16 protein-coding genes are annotated in these 17,207 nt (G+C 32.5%); 5 read left to right on the top strand and 11 right to left on the bottom strand.

Annotated elements, in window-relative coordinates; all coding sequences use genetic code 11:
- The first annotated feature begins 103 nt into the window (after positions 1–103).
- Together GON26_RS05515 and GON26_RS05510 are read left to right on the top strand one after the other, a co-directional pair.
- A complete protein-coding gene (locus tag GON26_RS05515; protein WP_160373729.1) occupies positions 104–1,414 on the top strand; it encodes a phenylacetate--CoA ligase family protein in 1,311 nt (436 codons plus the stop codon).
- Positions 1,415–1,456: 42 nt separating this feature from the next.
- The gene (locus tag GON26_RS05510; protein ID WP_160373728.1) at positions 1,457–1,987 is read left to right on the top strand and encodes an ORF6N domain-containing protein; all 531 of its coding nucleotides are present in this window, start codon (positions 1,457–1,459) and stop codon (positions 1,985–1,987) included.
- 19 nt (positions 1,988–2,006) lie between these two features.
- On the opposite strand, the gene GON26_RS05505 is transcribed toward GON26_RS05510, so the two are convergent.
- From GON26_RS05505 to GON26_RS05485, 5 genes are all read right to left on the bottom strand, one after another.
- Positions 2,007–2,774 carry a glycosyltransferase family 2 protein gene (locus GON26_RS05505; protein WP_160373727.1) on the bottom strand — a complete coding sequence of 256 codons (768 nt, stop codon included), beginning with the start codon at positions 2,772–2,774 and terminating at the stop codon, positions 2,007–2,009.
- Positions 2,774–4,126 carry an exopolysaccharide biosynthesis polyprenyl glycosylphosphotransferase gene (locus GON26_RS05500; RefSeq protein ID WP_160373726.1) on the bottom strand — a complete coding sequence of 451 codons (1,353 nt, stop codon included), beginning with the start codon at positions 4,124–4,126 and terminating at the stop codon, positions 2,774–2,776. The genes GON26_RS05505 and GON26_RS05500 overlap by 1 nt, the downstream gene beginning before the upstream one ends.
- Positions 4,126–5,109: a UDP-glucuronic acid decarboxylase family protein gene (locus GON26_RS05495; protein WP_160373725.1), complete on the bottom strand. Its 984-nt coding sequence runs from the start codon at positions 5,107–5,109 to the stop codon at positions 4,126–4,128. Before GON26_RS05495 ends, GON26_RS05500 begins: the two co-directional genes overlap by 1 nt.
- Before the next feature lie 83 nt (positions 5,110–5,192).
- Positions 5,193–6,308 carry a glycosyltransferase gene (locus GON26_RS05490; RefSeq protein ID WP_160373724.1) on the bottom strand — a complete coding sequence of 372 codons (1,116 nt, stop codon included), beginning with the start codon at positions 6,306–6,308 and terminating at the stop codon, positions 5,193–5,195.
- A gap of 6 nt (positions 6,309–6,314) precedes the next feature.
- A complete protein-coding gene (locus GON26_RS05485) occupies positions 6,315–7,334 on the bottom strand; it encodes a glycosyltransferase family 2 protein (RefSeq protein ID WP_160373723.1) in 1,020 nt (339 codons plus the stop codon).
- Positions 7,335–7,450: 116 nt separating this feature from the next.
- Here GON26_RS05485 and GON26_RS05480 point away from each other — a divergent pair, with 116 nt between their 5' ends.
- Together GON26_RS05480 and GON26_RS05475 are read left to right on the top strand one after the other, a co-directional pair.
- Positions 7,451–8,695 carry an oligosaccharide flippase family protein gene (locus GON26_RS05480; RefSeq protein WP_160373722.1) on the top strand — a complete coding sequence of 415 codons (1,245 nt, stop codon included), beginning with the start codon at positions 7,451–7,453 and terminating at the stop codon, positions 8,693–8,695.
- Position 8,696: 1 nt separating this feature from the next.
- Complete coding sequence (locus GON26_RS05475; RefSeq protein WP_160373721.1) at positions 8,697–9,908, top strand: O-antigen ligase family protein; 1,212 nt, start codon at positions 8,697–8,699, stop codon at positions 9,906–9,908.
- Here the strand turns inward: GON26_RS05475 and GON26_RS05470 are convergent.
- The 6 genes from GON26_RS05470 to GON26_RS05445 all read right to left on the bottom strand — a co-directional run bounded on the left by GON26_RS05470 (position 9,846) and on the right by GON26_RS05445 (position 16,728).
- Complete coding sequence (locus GON26_RS05470) at positions 9,846–11,039, bottom strand: hypothetical protein (RefSeq protein ID WP_160373720.1); 1,194 nt, start codon at positions 11,037–11,039, stop codon at positions 9,846–9,848. The genes GON26_RS05475 and GON26_RS05470 overlap by 63 nt on opposite strands.
- Before the next feature lie 45 nt (positions 11,040–11,084).
- Positions 11,085–11,609, bottom strand: coding sequence for a hypothetical protein (locus GON26_RS05465; protein ID WP_160373719.1), 525 nt, complete (start codon positions 11,607–11,609; stop codon positions 11,085–11,087).
- Between the two features lie 10 nt (positions 11,610–11,619).
- Positions 11,620–12,603 carry a hypothetical protein gene (locus GON26_RS05460; RefSeq protein WP_160373718.1) on the bottom strand — a complete coding sequence of 328 codons (984 nt, stop codon included), beginning with the start codon at positions 12,601–12,603 and terminating at the stop codon, positions 11,620–11,622.
- A gap of 8 nt (positions 12,604–12,611) precedes the next feature.
- Entirely contained in the window at positions 12,612–14,291 is a 1,680-nt protein-coding gene (locus GON26_RS05455) for a DUF6909 family protein (protein ID WP_160373717.1), read from the bottom strand.
- 455 nt (positions 14,292–14,746) lie between these two features.
- Positions 14,747–16,231 (bottom strand): GH3 auxin-responsive promoter family protein, encoded by a 1,485-nt coding sequence (locus GON26_RS05450; protein WP_160373716.1) that lies wholly within the window; start codon positions 16,229–16,231, stop codon positions 14,747–14,749.
- The gene (locus GON26_RS05445; RefSeq protein WP_160373715.1) at positions 16,231–16,728 is read right to left on the bottom strand and encodes a peptidase; all 498 of its coding nucleotides are present in this window, start codon (positions 16,726–16,728) and stop codon (positions 16,231–16,233) included. Before GON26_RS05445 ends, GON26_RS05450 begins: the two co-directional genes overlap by 1 nt.
- Before the next feature lie 210 nt (positions 16,729–16,938).
- On the opposite strand from GON26_RS05445, the gene GON26_RS05440 reads away from it, so the two are divergent.
- Positions 16,939–17,118 (top strand): Sec-independent protein translocase subunit TatA/TatB, encoded by a 180-nt coding sequence (locus GON26_RS05440; RefSeq protein WP_160373714.1) that lies wholly within the window; start codon positions 16,939–16,941, stop codon positions 17,116–17,118.
- Positions 17,119–17,207 lie beyond the last annotated feature (89 nt).

Genomic DNA, 17,207 nt, shown 5'->3' with positions numbered 1-17,207 from the left:
ATAATTGCTTTTGTACGTAAAAAATAATTAAATCTTAAAAAGTTGTTGATTCTTCGCTGTTAGTAACTGGTAAATATTATTTTTGATGAAATTTATCCTCAAAATGCTATCACTTTTCGATATTTCGCTTCAGCTAAATGGTTTTCCGATAAAGAAAGCGAAAGCTGAATTGGATAGAATTGTAAACTTATCAGAAGAAGAATACGCGCTTTTTCTTCAAAATAAAAAAGAAGAAATTGTCGATTTTCATTTGCAAAATAACCTTTTTTATCAGGAATTAGTGGGTAATAAAATCGCTCCAAAATGGGAAGATTTACCGGTTTTGAACAAACAGAATTTGCAAAAACCATTGAACGAAAGGCTTTCAAAAGGCTTTACTTTAAAAAATGTGTACCTCAACAAAACTTCAGGTTCCAGCGGAACTCCCTTTGTTTTTGCAAAAGATAAATATTCTCATGCCTTGACCTGGGCTTCGAATATCATGCGTTTTGGCTGGTTTAGAATTGATTTTAATCATTCGTATCAGGCTCGTTTTTATGGTATTCCGATGGATTTTGTTGGATACCACAAAGAACGTTTAAAAGATTTTTTGAGTCGTCGTTTTCGATTTCCTGTTTTCGATTTATCGGATGAAGTTCTGGAAAAATTTCTGGAAAAATTCAAAACAAAAAAATTCGATTATATTAATGGTTATACAAGTTCGATTGTTTTATTTGCTAAATTTTTAGAACAAAGAAATCTTATTCTGAATGAAATTTGTCCCACTCTGAAAGCTTGTTTTGTCACTTCAGAAATGCTTTTTGAATCGGATAAAAAACTTTTAGAAAAACAATTCAGAATTCCGATTGTCAACGAATATGGGGCTTCTGAGCTTGATTTAATTGCTTTTGAAAACACTTTAGGTGAATGGCAAATCAATGCTGAAACCCTTTTTGTAGAAATTTTAGACGAAAATAATCAGGTTTTGCCATACGGAAAAGAAGGCCGGATTGTGATTACGTCGTTATTCAATAAAGCGCATCCATTTATTAGATACGATATTGGCGATATTGGAATTTTGGACGAAAAAAGCACTTTGCAAAAACCAATTCTAAAAAAACTAATTGGAAGAACAAACGATGTCGCTATTTTACCTAGCGGGAAAAAATCGCCAGGATTGACTTTTTACTATGTAACGAAAAGTATTATCGAAGACGATGGAAATGTAAAAGAATTTATCATCAAACAAACCACATTAGATACTTTCGAAATCGAATATGTTTCTGAAAAAGCATTAACTACAGAACAGATTCAAAAGATTAAAGAAGCGATTTCAATTTATCTTGAACCTAATTTGAATTTTAGTTTTACTCGAAAAAAAGTTTTAGAAAGAACGAATCGTGGAAAACTAAAACAGTTTAAATCTTTTCTTTAATATAGATAAAATCTTACATTTGTTTTTTTTAATTAAAAACTTATGGCCGAACAATCTTTACTTTCTGAAGAAACTATTTCGAACAAAATATATTTTATCCGCAATCAAAAAGTGATGCTTGATCGTGATTTGGCTTTGCTTTATGGGGTTGAAACGAAAAGATTGAATGAGCAAGTAAAAAGAAATTTGTCAAGATTTCCTGAAGATTTTATGTTTCAGCTCACCGAAAATGAATCCAACTCTTTAAGGTCGCAAATTGCGACCTTAAAGAAAACAAGAGGAACTCATCAAAAATATTTACCTTTTGCTTTTACTGAACATGGCATTTTAATGCTTTCGAGCATATTAAAAAGCGATAAAGCAATCCAGACCAATATTCAGATTATGCGCATTTTCACGAAAGTGAGACAAATGCTTTTTGATACGACCGAAATCAAAATTGACATTCTTCAGATTCAAAAGAAATTAGAAAACCACGATAAAAATATAGAGTTGGTTTTTTCTTATCTGGATGAATTAACAGAGAAAAAAGAAAACCAAGTTGAAAGAGTGAAAATTGGGTATAAAAAATAATTTATATCTTTTTAAAAAACTAAATTTTCCTCGTATAAGACGGTTTTACAAACAACTGCGTAAACAAAAACCGAATCATCAATAAAAAAGAAAATATAAAATTATAGCCGTGAAAATCTCTATAAACACTATAATTGTGCTTTATTAATTTGAATTTTGAAGACGAAATAGAATCTCTTCTAATTCGATAAAAAGCCAAACTTTCTGGAACTGGCTGAGCCTGATTAATTTGTTTTAAAATCGTTAGCCATAATCGCCAATCTTGTCTTTTTTGGGTGGTTTCGAGTATAATTTTCCCAAAATATTCCGTATCATAAATAGCAGTTAAATTACCAACATAATTGCAGTAGAACAATTGTTTGTAAGTCAAATTCAACGGCGCTTCGATTCTTTTATTTAAAGGATTTCCTTCCTCATCTATCCAATCATAAAAACTGAAGGTAAAAGATAAATTATGCTTTTTCAAGAAGTTTATCTGTTTCTCTAATTTTATCGGAAACCATAAATCATCTGCATCCAGAAAAGCGATATATTTTCCTGAAGCTTTTTGTACAGCGAAATTTCGAGCGAAACCATTTCCGGAATTTTTTTCTAATTTATGTAGTTTTATCCTATGATCCGTTTGGGCAAATTCTTTTATTATATTGACCGTTTCATCTGTAGAAGCATCATCAACCAAAATCATTTCCCAATCAGAATAAGTTTGGTTTTGAACCGATTGAATAGTTGCCTGTATAAATTTTTCAGTGTTAAAAGTTGGTACAATTATAGAAACTAAATCAGCCATCAGTAAGCCTTTTTATCGCCTTTCAGCGTATTATAAATCGTATTCAAAATGATTTTAATATCTAATAAAATAGACCAGTTTTCCAGATAAAAAATGTCGTATTTCACCCGGTTGATGATATCGTTATCACTTTCAACCTCACCTCTAAAACCTCGCGTTTGAGCCAAACCTGTAATACCTGGTTTTATAAAATGACGCACCATAAACTTATTGATTCGTAACGCATACTTTTGAGTGTGACTGACCATGTGCGGTCTGGGTCCTACAACTGACATTTCTCCGAATAAAACATTAAAAAATTGTGGCAACTCATCAATACTTGTTTTTCTTATAATTTTACCAATTTTAGTTACTCTGGCATCATTTTTTGAAACCTGATGAAGATCTGCCAGCTCGTTGATTTCCATTGAACGAAATTTATAACAATCGAATTCCTTATTGTTCAGACCGTTTCTTTTTTGTTTGAAAAAAATTGGCCCTTTGGTTTCTAATTTGATCAAAATACCGAGTATTGGCACTAACCACGAAAGAATTCCGATAATAATAATACACGAAAAAAGAATGTCGAAAATTCGTTTGATATTTTTATTAAAATTTTCATCTAAACGAATTTCTCTCAGCGAAATTACCGGAATATAATCGTAATATTCGAAAGTAAAATTTCGGAAAAACATCTGTTTCTCGTCCGGAATAAACTTTAGTGTTTTTAAATTATTGTCGGCAAAGTCAATGATATCACTCATTTGATTTTGAGTTAAATCGCTCATAGAGCAATATATTTCATCAATTTTATTATCCATTACAAACGAATACATCTGATTGATTTTTGCCTCTTTCTCTTTTTCTAACTCAAATATTTGAATCAGCTGGTAGCCGTAATCTAAATTTTCAGTAAAAAAATGTTGCAGTGGTGCTACATTCATACTTTTACCAATCAGGATGACTCTTCTGAAATTGCCGCCAAATAAAACACGGTACTTTCGCAGAAAAAAATAAATAGAGAACTTAACGCCCAATATAAGACTGAACGAAATAAAAATGAATAACCCTATCGTCTGAAAACTGGTTTGTTTCGCATAAAAAAATGCCAATGCAAATGTCACCACAGCAAATAAACATCCTTGTTTAAAAGCGCAGTTCAGGATAGCAATCACTTTTGTATATCGATAGACTTCGTAAAAGCCCAATTGAGCGGCGATACTAAACCAGGCAATACTTAAAACTGTTGGAAATACAAGCTGCTCAACAGGAAAATCAGCGATATATGCCGCAAAAACATTGATGATTATAAAATCGATCAAAAAGGAGAATGGGCGAATATAACCTGAATATCTTCCTGTTTTTGTCCGCATTATTTAATGTAATTTGAAAAATCTTTATGCTCTTCTTTTGAAAGTTCTTCTTTTGAAAGTGATCTGAAATAATCGTACGTAATTTTCATTCCTTCGGAACGATTTACCTTGGCTTCCCAACCCAACAATTCTTTGGCTTTTGTAGTATCTGGCTGACGCTGCAACGGATCATTTATAGGTAGCGGATGGTACACCACTTTTTGATTGGTTCCGGTAAGTTTAATGATTTCCTCGGCAAAGTCCTTAATTGTAATTTCATCCGGATTCCCAATGTTTACTGGATACACATAATCAGAATGCAATAATCTGTAAATACCCTCTACCTGATCATCTACATAACAAAACGAACGTGTTTGCATTCCGTCTCCAAAAATCGTTAAATCTTCTCCACGAAGTGCCTGGCCAATAAAAGCCGGAATTACACGTCCGTCGTTAAGTCGCATTCTTGGTCCATAGGTATTAAAAATACGAACGATTCTGGTTTCTACCCCGTGAAAGGTATGGTACGCCATCGTGATGGATTCCTGAAAACGTTTGGCTTCGTCATAAACACCGCGAGGTCCTATTGTATTTACGTTCCCGTAATACTCTTCGGTTTGTGGGTGAACCAAAGGATCTCCGTAAACTTCAGATGTAGAGGCAATCAGGATTCTGGCTTTTTTCACACGTGCTAAACCTAACAAATTATGCGTTCCTAAAGAACCAACCTTTAAAGTCTGGATTGGAATTTTAAGATAATCTATAGGGCTTGCCGGTGATGCAAAATGCAAAATATAATCTAAATCACCAGGAACATGGACAAACTTGGTAATGTCATGATGATAGAATTCAAATTGTTCTAATTTAAATAAATGTTCAATGTTTTTAAGATCTCCGGTAATCAGATTATCCATTCCTATAACAAAATAACCTTCTTTGATAAAACGGTCGCACAAATGCGATCCTAAAAATCCTGCTGCTCCGGTGATAAGTATTCTTTTCATATTATTTAATTCTAAACAACAAATGTAATTGATTTGAAAATTATAAAAATATTTTTGCGTCTATCTTTTTACAAAATTCTCTTTTATATATTATTTGAAAACTGTTTGTATTTATTTTCGATAAACTCTTTTATTTCTTTTTCAAATCGTTGTTTCGAAAATTTCGTAGCATGTTCCCGAATTGTTTTGGGTTCAAATTTTAATTTTTCGAAAGTTAATACAGCCTCTTTAATTTGTTGTGCAGACTGCTCCTCAAAAAAAACACCCGTTTGGTTTTTAATAACTGTTTCAAGAGCTCCTCCTTTTGCAAAAGCAATTACCGGTGTGCCACAGGCTTGTGCTTCGACTGGAATAATTCCGAAGTCTTCTTCGGCGGCAAAAACAAATGCTTTTGCTTTTTGTAAATATTTTCTAAGTTGCTTATTATCAACAAAACCAACGAACTCAATATTATTGTTGGCAATTTTTTGCAATTTATCAAATTCAGGTCCGTCGCCGGCCACAATTAATTTTGAATGGGGCAATTGATTAAAAGCCTCTACAATCAATTGTGTTTTTTTGTACGGAACCAAACGCGAGGCCGTAAAATAATAATCTTCTTTGTTTTCTTCTAAAGTAAAAAAATCAACCTCAACCGGAGGATAAATTACCGTTGATTCTCTGTTATAAATGTTCCTGATTCTTTCGGCGATAAATTTTGAATTGGCAATAAAAAAAGAAACGTTATCTGAATTTGTAACATCCCATTTTCTGATTTTATTCAGAACATATTTCGCATAAATTCCTTTTAGGCCTTTGTCTAAACCGGAATCTTTTAAATATTGATCCTGCAGATCCCAGGCATAACGCATAGGCGAATGACAATAACAAATATGCAATTGGTTTTTTTGGGTACGAACTCCTTTTGCTACTGACGACGATGAACTAATAATCAGATCATAGTCTTTTAAATCAAATTGTTCAATAGCTAATGGAAACAACTGCAAAAATTTACGGTGATTTTGTTTCGCAGTAGGTAATCTTTGAATGAAACTCGTCTTGACCTTTTTCCCATTTAAAATAAAGGCCCGGTCTTCTTCATTCAAAAAATCAATTAACGCATAATGGTCAAAATCATCCCAAACGGAATTTATAGAATGAATGACCTTTTCGGCACCTCCGTTTACGTAATACCAATCGCTAATTAGGGCTTTTTTCATTGTTATTTATTGTGCAAATTTCCGAATAAGATAATAAAAATAATAGGCGTTTTTTCCGAAAATCAGATTTAAATTATACAAGGTTTTTGGTAACCAATGATTGAATAAATTAAGTTTTTTCAATTCTGTTTTAAGTTCATTTAATGTTTTGTTAGGCACACCAACATTCATTTCAAAAACATGAAACGATTGTCTTACCATGAGTTCCTGTCTTAATGATTCTGCAATTTCAATTTTGTAAAGTTGTTCTGTATCTTTCGCAATATCCAAAACGCCTTTCCACATTTTTGCTCTTCCTTTTGCTGAATAAGCTCCTGGAATATGTGCCGCTCCATCTTTTTCAGAATCACCAAATAAAGGAGAATTACCCGCGCGTCCGCCAACTGAAGGCTTTGCCAGATACCCTATTCCGCTTGTACAAAAAGCATTTGCTGCTAAATAAATCTGATAATAAAGTGTGCCATCGTATTTAGTGGTTGCCAAAGGTTGTGCCCACCCTTTATTAATTACCAGTCCGCCAACAAAACCACACATTCTGAAAATTAATTTAGGTGAATCTCCTTTTTTTATAATAGTTTCAGTTGGTAATACACTAGAAATCCCCAGTGGTTTAGTGATGTCTTTTTCAAAACGTACAAAAGGACGGGAAACCATCGCAACATCTGGATTTTTTTGGCAGAACAAATCAATTTCCTGTAAACCGTTTTTTAAAAACAAATCATCATTGCCTATCAAAATAACCCATTTGTGCAATGCCTTATCTATAAGTTTTCGAATATTGGCATCATAGCCCAAATTCGATTCGTTTTCTATATATGTTATCTTAACATTGTTTTCTTCAAACTGGCTTCGATGTCTGGCTGTAATTTCTCCAATGGCTACTCTCTCTTTCGAAAAATCCTCGCAAATAATGATTTCATTTGGCAAAAAATCCATTTCAAAAATAGATGTAAGCAGTTCATCATACTCATTAGGTCTGCCATAAGCCGGAATGGCAATACTATATCCTTCGCTAATTTTATTCATTAAAAAAATACAGTTTTCTGATTTTTCCAAAAATATGATTTTAATTTGTAAAAGCTTAAAATAAAAAATCAACTTTGCCTTAACTTAATAACTTTAGAAACCCAATTCATTTAAAAGTGCTTAAAAATATCTCTCTGAGTTTCGGAATAAATTTTATTAATTTATTATTCCCATTACTGTTAATACCTTTTTACATTAAAACGTTTGGTATTGACACTTATGGATTAATTGCTATATCGCTGTCATTAATAAACATTATTTCAGTACTTTATGATTATTCATGGTATGCGTATGCCCCGTTGGAAATTGGAAAAATAAAAGATAGTACTCCTTTATTAAACCAATATATTTCTAAGGTGATTAATACAAAAGTAGTACTCTTTGTTCCTTCAGTTTTATTTTTACTTTTCTTTATTCTGTTTTTTGATAATCTTATAAATGAATTTGTTTTTTCACTTTCGCTATTTGTTTTTTTATTTTCAAGGTCTCAAAACAATCTTTGCTTTTTTATAGGAATGGATAATGTGACACCTTATTTTATAATTAATACAATTGTAAAAATAAGCTGCATTGTTCTCGTTATGTTCACCCTAACTGAGAAATCTGATTATCAATATGTCTTTTATTACTTAGGATTATCGGATATTTTAATATTTGTTTTCTCAACAATTTTTTTGGTTAAAAAATGTCATTATAAATACTCCCTTTCCGCTTTATCCGAAATTGTAGAGGAACTCCGAACAGGATTTAAACTGTTTTTAACCAATCTGACAATTTGTGCAATGCTGAATTCAAGCACCTTGATTTTAGGCCTCTTTTTAGATACTAAAACGGTTGGGATTTACAACGTTGCCGAAAAAATCATTATGCTTTGCAAACAATCGCTCAGTGTTTTATTTCAGGCAGTTTATCATAAAGCCTGTTCAATAGGAACTTCAAAAACAGAACAACTCAACTCATTCTTAAAATCGGTTTTTGTTTATTATTTCGGAATCTATGGTTTTGGAACCATCCTGCTGATTCTTTTTCCGGCACTTATCATAAGTATCCTAAGTAGTGAATCTACTTTGGAATCCAGTCATTATTTAATTTTATTGGTTCCGATTCCGTTAATAGCGTCATTAAGTCAGTCAGCCTATATGTCCCTGATCTTGCATCATAAAAAAAACACTTATTTTTTGGCTCACTTGTTTGGTTTGTTTTTAAATGTCTTTTTAGGTGTCATTCTTTGTTATTTTCTAAAGGTGTACGGAATCATAATTGCCTTAATTGTAACCGAAATGTTTATCACGCTCTATCTTAATTTTGCAGTAATTTTAGAAAAAAAGCTAAACTTTTTTAAACCTCAACCGAATAAATAAAATGAAAGTTACTGTAAAAACGATACTGATTCCAACGCTTTATTTACTCGCGATATCACCATTTATTTATTATCTGGAAGCGATTCAGTCTTTGCTTATGATTGTAACCGGTTTGCTGTTGCTGTCTCTGGCTAAATTTAAAGATTTAAAAATCAAGTTTAAAAATGCTCCTTTTATTGCTTCGTTTCTGGTTCTCTCTTTTTACTGTTTATTTTATTTTGGTTCCTCAAGTTTCAAACTTATTGGCGAAAGCTTCTTGCTGTTTTTAGGTCCTTTACTTAGTTATTATTTGTATAAAACAGATTCATTTATTCAAAACAGAAAAAAAATTCAGTTTGCTTACTGTATTGCATTGAGTTTATTGTGCTGCTACTTTATTGGGTTTTATATCAATGACATTCCTAATCATCATCTCGACTGGTATTTAGCACGTTATAATCTGGAGTTTTATTGTAAAATTCACGGAACTTACATTTGCCTCTGGATAGGAATTGCTATTTTATTTCTGGCAGATTACCTTTCAGATTATAAAAACCTGCCTGTTTCACTTAAGATTTGTTCTTTTTTAATGTTTCTGGTTTTACTGTCGGGCCTAATAATTTATAACTCCAGAAATATTATTTTAGGGCTTCTTATTGTACTTATTCTTCGTTTTGCAATTCTTAAAAGTCAAAAAATAGTCGTGCATACCAAACTAAAATTAGCGGTTGTATTTGTCGTTTTACTTGTAGTTTTATTATCACGCCGCTATCTTGATGCCATTGATTTTATGATTAACGAGTCTTTTACAAATTCTACCCGATATGCGAGCTGGTCTTGTAGCTTAAAACTAATTTACGAATCCCATTTTTTGGGGATGGATTATAATCTGATTCAGGCTAAGCTTAATGAATGTTATCAGCCTTTTGATAATTTCGAATTAAAGAAGTTCCGGATAAACTCGCACAATCAATATCTGGATTTTTTATTGAAAGGTGGTTTTGTGTTGTTGGTTACTTTTCTTTGGTCTCTTTTTGTTAAAATAAAAGAAACCCTGAAACAAAAACAATATTTATACTTTTCGGTCACTGTTTTATTTATGCTTTCCTTTATTACCGAAAATATATTGGTTCGTCAATACGGAATTTACATTTATTTTTTCTGTGATGTTTTACTCCTGGGTATCATTTTTACGAATAAAAATCATCGTATTGACGAAATAGAAAAAAGCTAAAGTTGGAATATACAACATACAGCCATCACTAAGACAGACAAATAAATAAGTGAGACTTCCAAAAAGATAATAATAATTATTGTTTTTGGTGTTTAGCGCAACATAGATTGGGCAAAAAAATGAAACGCAAAACAATAGCAAACCTACAATTCCGAATTGCTTAAAAACAGATAAGTACACAATTTCCTCGATAAAATCGAATACCTGGCTGCCAAAGAAACTTAATCCTGTAACCTGTCGGATCTGGCTGATTCTTCCTCCTAAATTAGAGTCTAAAATAAATCCCGACAAAGAGCCATATTGGAAATATTTGTTCATTAATAAAGTAGCAAAAACAAATAAAATTAGTCCCAGAAAAGCATAGATTCTGACCAGTTTAAAAATTTGGTCTCTGTAAATAAGAATAAAATAAAACAGCAACCCAAGCCAGACTGTTCTTGAAAGTGTTAATAACAACGCTAAGATTACGATTGATAATTTTATCTTAGATACATTTTGTTTGTGGAATATAGGAAACAATAATAGCATACAAACTCCAAAGATGTTTCCGTTATTATAGGTCGAAATTAACTTAGATAATGAACCTCTCATGTTATATTTCCCTTCCAGGGTTCCTAAATCGGCGGCATTGACAGTCAGGTACGGAATCTCGATATAAGTTCCAGTCAGCTGTTTAAAAATAAATAATAAAACACCGTAAAGGGATACCCAGAAAACAGCTTTGCATATAAGATTCTCTATATATTCAGGATCTATTTTTTTTAAGAAAGAACTCAAAAAGACATAAAAAAGTAAAGGCAAAAAACCAAAACTCACATAAAAAGCAATCAGGTTCCCTAATGAACCATCATAACCTCTAATGAGTAAATTAATCGAAAAATACACTACAAAAGGCAATGTAGCCAGATAAGACCAAAAGTGTTTCGCTGAAATTAGAAATTTCCTTTTATCCAGTATAACTACTATCGTGAGTAAAAAAAGGATTCCTAAATATAAATAGCCCCATGTAATAGGAACTCCTGCCACTTTAAAGCCTCCTTTAGGTAAAAGTACCAGCAATAAAATACCTATAAAAAAAAGATACTCTCTAATTTTTTCATTACTCAGAATAATTTTAAAATTAAAATGCATCTTGAAATTTTTACGCTGCTGATTGGGATTGATAATATACTTTGATTACTCTTTTGTTTGATCTTTTATAAGTTCTAATTTATCAATCAATAAATCGGTACCCATAAAATACGGATCGTATGCCTCATTTATTTTGCTTAGCTTGTAGCCAAAATAAACCGGATCCCAAGTGATAAATTCATTAGGGTAAAAAAGTGTTTTAAAATTATCCGAATCACCGCTTATGGTGTCATTCTTATATACGACCGAAATATTTTTTAAGGTAATATTCAACTGAGATTCATTTTCTCCAACATCTACCCTTATGTTTGTTGGACTGATTTTTTCAGGAAGTTCTATTTTTAATTTTTGCATTTCAGGAGAGGCATATACCGGAACATGAATCGAACTTTCGTCGTTCCAGTCTTTATCAGCTGTAAGGTAAAAAACCTGAAGCCTGTCATTTTTTGCAAATACACCTTCGATAATTACCGAAAAATTATCTTTTGAAGTTGTTTCGTTTTCTGTATTCTGTTTACAGGAAACCATCACGAAAAGTAGCATTAAAATAGAAAGTAATTTTGAATTCATTTTTTGATTTTTAAGATTTTTTAATTTTATCAAGTGCTGCCTGTTTTTTATAAAAACGAACAGATCGTAGTGAAAAAAGATAAATAAGAACAAATAAAACCGGTAAAATGATTTTGAGCCTTCCTTTGATACTTGACGTGCTCTCCATATTGGTTACAACAGAACTGTCTTTTACAATTTTGTCTGATGTAATAAGATCTACCTTGAAGTTTGCATTTTCGCGCAACAGCTCATCCTTTGTTTTGATGATGTCGTTCAATTGCATGTTTTCATTGTTATAAACCAATTTGTCCTGATTTGCATTTCCTGAACTGGAGATTTTCAGCAAAATACCATCAATCTGCGAAACAATTTCTTCGTTTTGTTTTATTTTTTGTCTGATGTTATTTATTGAAATCTTTTGAATATCAGCATAATATTTACTCGAATTAATATAATTTAGTAAGGCTTTTGCCAGATTGCCATCTTTAGACAATCCTTTTGTTGAAAACGTAATGATGTAATAAGGATAATTTTTAGTGGTAGTTGTTTCCTTAATAACCGATTTTAAATCGCCATTTGCTGTTATTAATTTTAATACTTCCAGATTTTGTTCGTTGTTGTTCACAAACTTAAAAACATCTACAATAGGTTCTATTGAAATTTTAGTAAGTTTTGGTACTCCGGAGATTCCAATCGACTTAAAAAATACGGTATCCTGAATTTGAATTTTAGATTGAATCAAATCCACTTTCGAGTACAAATAATCAACACTGCCAAAATTTGGTTTTACAATTACCTGATTATCATAGCTTTTTTGCGTTTTATCTAAAAACATTCCAATCCCAAATCCTGCCACAACCAAAATTAAAACAATGATCCAATTGTGTATAAAAAACTGAATGGTCCTAAAAACTGAAGCACTAATCCTGTCAAAAAAATTACCTATTTTTTTCGAAATCTGAGCCAGATCAATTTCCTGATCTTCATTGTTATGGGGTACTTTTGTACTCATTTATACGTTTATTTTACGTTGAAAATTTGTTCTAAAATTTTAATGGTAATCAGATAGGTTGGTTTTACACCTGTTGTTCCTAATCCGCCTGAAGCCAGTGTACTTCCCGTTTCCAAAGGATTATCCGAAGCATAATAGGCATATCTTACTTTGATATCGTGCGGCACGCTTTTTCTAATTTTGGATGCTGACTGTATGGCTTTCTGGTAATACGAACCTTCCATCTCAAGACCAATTACGCCCCAGGTTGATTCGTGAAAGAATTTCAATAAATCACGATTTTGAAGCGATGTTCCTAAAACTGTAACCATGGCGCCTTCAAAAACAGCAATGTCATTTCCTTCAAACATTTTGCCTGTCAATTCATTTTCGAAGAAATAATTATCCGCTGTTCCTTCGTTGATATGTGCGGTCGGAATCATGATATCGCCTTTTCCGCCTTCCAGAATTCCGGCTTTACCCATTATCGAAACTGATTTTACATTCAGTAAAGTATCTTTCTTATACGGTTTCAAAAGTTCATCAATGGTTTCATAGGCCTGCTCACCAAACGCATAATCCATGACGATGATAACCGGCTTCTCGTCGTCCAGTTTTGCTTTCGCGAAAGCGGTTTTACTCCAGTCAATTTTGGCTGTATCAAAAATCTGAACATCGATGTTCGTTCCTGAACTATCAGGCAATGAAATCATACCGTTTTTAAGTGCCAGTTCTTCTACTATATTTCTGGTTTCTTTAGCGCCGGATTTGCTTAATTCTTCATAAATGAAAAAATCAGACTTGTCTTTGAATTTCGATTTCAACAACGGAGTTGCAAAAATAGAATTCATTACACTGTGCATGTTTGCACTTATCACGTGAATCGGACGCTTTAAAAGATTATTGGCTTTTAAAACTTCCTTGATGTTTGTTGCCCAGATTTCACCGTGAATATGGTGTCCTAAACGTTCTCTCAATACAGGACTGAAAGTAATGGTACGTTTATTATTGTCAACCAGTTCTTCAATGGCCAGTTTTCCTAACCAATAAATAACATGTAAAAAACGATCCGGAGCATTCTCTGAACCAAATGCGTCGTAAATATCCAAAACTTCTTCGAATGTTCTTCCTAAAATATTAGCAACATGCGAAATGGCTTTTTCTTTTTCGACCAAAGGTAATTTTTTGGTTTGCAAAACAGCTTGTTCCAGTTTCAGCCAGTCACGGGAAACTTCGCCTCCATCGTCCAGCAATACTCTGTTTTTTATTTTATGCGATTCGATAAAAATAAAAGTCAGGTGTGTCAGAATATCATAAATGTCTGAACGTCCACGCGTGATTTCAACATTCATTTGTTCCTCATCAATCCGGTAGCAGTTTCGTCTTCTTTTTGGTGGAACAATGGCCTGAAAATGCGATTTTGAATAGCCTTCATCTGAAGTTAGATTGATAAAACGGCATTGCTCAATCCCTATCGGAAGACGCTCAATAACGTATAAAAGCCCGTTGAGTTCTACTTTTTCTTCGGCAATATTTCCGTAAATTTCAGGACGTAATGCCAGTAATGATTCTCTTAAACTATCGCCGGAAACTCCCATTGGTTTATAAAAACCACGGTTGAATAAATGGCGCATTGTAATGTACATTTTTTCGATCGCCGCAGAAGATTCCTGCGCTCTGGATCTTGATATATGTTTGGTTTCTTTCATGCTTTTTTATTTTAAAAATCTTCTTTTTTAAATTTAAAGAAAACTAATAATTATGATTTAACGAAAATAGGAACTTTAAATTATTACAATCAAATCTATAAATTATTCCTGTTTATGATATTTCCATTTATCTGTGATGTTTTTTCGAGTTGCAATATATCCTAAAGGTAAATCAACCAATTCTAGAATTGTTTCATCACGATTTATAATTTGCTTAAGCGTTACAATTAATGCTACTGCTCCAAAACTTTCAAACTCATCATCACTAAAAAATTGCCAGGCACCATCCTCTTAATCATGGCTAACATATGTAATGACTTTATTTTCATTAATAATAAATTTTGTTGTGAAAACTGCTGTATTTAAAGGTTCGCTGAATTTCTTTTTTGTTTGTTTTTTACTTTTTCCAAATCCAAAAAATGATAGCATACTTGTAAATATTAATTAAGTTTTTTCTACTTCAAATTATCTGCAATATCACGATTATTCGACAATCTCGGAATTTTATTTTGCCCGCCCAATTTTCCCTGTGATTTCATGTATTCCTGAAAACCGTTTTTCGAAACTTTGGTAATCACTACTTTTCGCAAAACATTTCCGGTAATCAAATCGTCGTAATAAATGTTTTGCTTGCGCATAGAATTGTCAATCGCCTCTGCAAAAACTTCCATGTCTTCAGGCTCATTTTCAAATTCTACAAACCATTCGTGATACGGCAATCCTTCTGTTGGATTAATTTGTGGCGCAACTGTAAATTCGGTCAAAACAATATTAGTTCCCTGCATGGCTTCTTTCATGGCATTTTCGACTTCATTGGCAATTACGTGTTCACCAAAAGCCGAAATATAATGTTTGATGCGGCCTGAAACGATAATTCGGTGTGGAAACAAAGTCGTAAACTGAACGGTATCCCCAATATTGTATCCCCAAAGTCCTGCATTGGTAGAAACTATCAGTACATAATTTACACCTAATTCTACATCGCCAATGGTAAGTCGCTTCGGGTTTTCTGTAAAAAATTCATCTGCTTTAATAAACTCATAAAAAATACCTGAGTTTAACAACAAAAGCATTCCTTTTGCATTTTGCGAATCCTGATACGCAAAAAATCCTTCAGAAGCCGGAAACAATTCGATACTATCTACCTTACGGCCAATCATGCTATCGAATTTAGCACGATACGGTTCATAATTAACACCGCCATAAATAAACAAACTGAAATTTTTGAACAGATCGCCTATTTTCTTTCCTCCGCTTTTTTCCTGCAGACGCTCAAAATACATTTGTACCCAGGACGGAATGCCGGAAATAATGGTCATGTCCTGATCAATTGTTTCTTCTACAATGGCGTTTACTTTGGTTTCCCAGTCTTCGATACAATTGGTTTCCCAGGACGGCATTCGGTTTTTTTGCAGATATTTTGGTACAAAATGCGCTCCAATTCCTGATAATCTTCCTAATTTTATTCCGTATTTTTCAATCAAAATAGGGCTTCCCTGCAGGAAAATCATTTTTCCATCGACAAAATCAGCATTACCGGTTTCGTAAATATAATGCAAAATAGCATTTCGGGATGCCTCAATATGATAGGGCATAGAATCTTTGGTCAGCGGAATGTATTTTGCTCCGGATGTTGTTCCGGAAGTTTTAGCAAAATATAATGGTTTTCCTTTCCAAAGAATATTTTTCTCTCCTAACCGAACCTTATCAATATACGGTTTTAAGTCTTCATAATCCCTTACCGGCACACGTTTTCTAAAATCGTGTATGGTTTTTATTTTATCAAAATGATGATCAACGCCAAATTCTGTGTCTTTTGCGTTGTTGATCAGACTCTTAAAAACTTCTAATTGAGTCTCAACCGGTTTATTGGCCCAGGCCTTAGTCTGGTAGTATATTTTACTGGCAAATAATTTTGCTGCTACTGATTTGATCGACATTATTTAGTGGTATTTCTTTGATCCTTCTTGTTTTTACTTGATTGCTCCTCCTCTTTTGCTACTTCTTCCCGTAATTGCATTTCTTCTTCAGAAGCTTTCATATCAAGGTCTGAGGGCAAATCTGCTTCAGATAAAATAGAATCTTTATTAAATTTTGCGTATTCTAATTCGCCTTTTAAAACTTTTTGAACCCCTTTTAAATAGGCTTCATTTTTTTTCAATGCAATTGTTAACGAGTCGGATTTTATTGCCAATTCAGTAGCATTACGCTTTAAATCAGAAGAAGAATATCCTGGTATAAATTCGCGTAAAGGAGTAAAAGCGATGATAAATGTGGTGATTAAAATTAAAAATATTCCGCCCAGAGAAAAAAACACAAAAACATTCATTAGGTTAAGTTTAAAAGAAAAAGTCTCCTCAAAAGTCTCTTCGTTCAAAATAACCAGGCGTTTTTTGGTATATAGTTTTTTTCTAATCTTAGATTTTTTCTCCGTCATTTTAGGTTGTTTATACCAAGCAAATATAATAATTAATCGTGTTGTTGATGCTCGGCAAAGAGTCAGGAATACCTTTAAATATAGAATTTATATAATATTTAACGTTAGTTAAAACAAATATTTTACTCTAAAATCATTTCTTGTTCGCTAATTCTATATACCTTTGCATAAAATTTAATACAAACTTGCTTCGGCATTAATTATACAATCATGGGAAGATTAGGTCTTACAGAAATCCTTGTTATAGTAGGTATTGTTTTATTACTTTTTGGAGGTAAAAAAATTCCAGAATTAATGAAAGGACTTGGTAGCGGAATTAAAGAATTTAAAAACGCTGCAAAAGACGATAATCAGGCTGCTGCTAAAAAAGAAAACGAAGAAACTAAATAAGAAAATAATACCTTATTTATAATCCCAAATGACAATGTCGTTTGGGATTTTTTTGTTTATATAAAAAATCTTACTTTTAAGGACCCAAA

The organism is Flavobacterium hydrocarbonoxydans (genome assembly GCF_009789235.1).
Classification (GTDB): domain Bacteria; phylum Bacteroidota; class Bacteroidia; order Flavobacteriales; family Flavobacteriaceae; genus Flavobacterium; species Flavobacterium hydrocarbonoxydans.
Note: the sequence above shows the minus strand (reverse complement) of the source record. Positions and strands in the feature narration are given on the sequence as shown.

Bases quoted from the DNA above. Each gene is read 5' to 3' on its own strand.
- GON26_RS05515 (WP_160373729.1), top strand. From the start codon at position 104: ATGCTATCACTTTTCGATATTTCGCTTCAGCTAAATGGTTTTCCGATA.
- GON26_RS05510 (WP_160373728.1), top strand. From the start codon at position 1,457: ATGGCCGAACAATCTTTACTTTCTGAAGAAACTATTTCGAACAAAATA.
- GON26_RS05505 (WP_160373727.1), bottom strand. From the start codon at position 2,774: ATGGCTGATTTAGTTTCTATAATTGTACCAACTTTTAACACTGAAAAA.
- GON26_RS05500 (WP_160373726.1), bottom strand. From the start codon at position 4,126: ATGCGGACAAAAACAGGAAGATATTCAGGTTATATTCGCCCATTCTCC.
- GON26_RS05495 (WP_160373725.1), bottom strand. From the start codon at position 5,109: ATGAAAAGAATACTTATCACCGGAGCAGCAGGATTTTTAGGATCGCAT.
- GON26_RS05490 (WP_160373724.1), bottom strand. From the start codon at position 6,308: ATGAAAAAAGCCCTAATTAGCGATTGGTATTACGTAAACGGAGGTGCC.
- GON26_RS05485 (WP_160373723.1), bottom strand. From the start codon at position 7,334: ATGAATAAAATTAGCGAAGGATATAGTATTGCCATTCCGGCTTATGGC.
- GON26_RS05475 (WP_160373721.1), top strand. From the start codon at position 8,697: ATGAAAGTTACTGTAAAAACGATACTGATTCCAACGCTTTATTTACTC.
- GON26_RS05470 (WP_160373720.1), bottom strand. From the start codon at position 11,039: ATGCATTTTAATTTTAAAATTATTCTGAGTAATGAAAAAATTAGAGAG.
- GON26_RS05465 (WP_160373719.1), bottom strand. From the start codon at position 11,609: ATGAATTCAAAATTACTTTCTATTTTAATGCTACTTTTCGTGATGGTT.
- GON26_RS05460 (WP_160373718.1), bottom strand. From the start codon at position 12,603: ATGAGTACAAAAGTACCCCATAACAATGAAGATCAGGAAATTGATCTG.
- GON26_RS05455 (WP_160373717.1), bottom strand. From the start codon at position 14,291: ATGAAAGAAACCAAACATATATCAAGATCCAGAGCGCAGGAATCTTCT.
- GON26_RS05450 (WP_160373716.1), bottom strand. From the start codon at position 16,231: ATGTCGATCAAATCAGTAGCAGCAAAATTATTTGCCAGTAAAATATAC.
- GON26_RS05445 (WP_160373715.1), bottom strand. From the start codon at position 16,728: ATGACGGAGAAAAAATCTAAGATTAGAAAAAAACTATATACCAAAAAA.
- GON26_RS05440 (WP_160373714.1), top strand. From the start codon at position 16,939: ATGGGAAGATTAGGTCTTACAGAAATCCTTGTTATAGTAGGTATTGTT.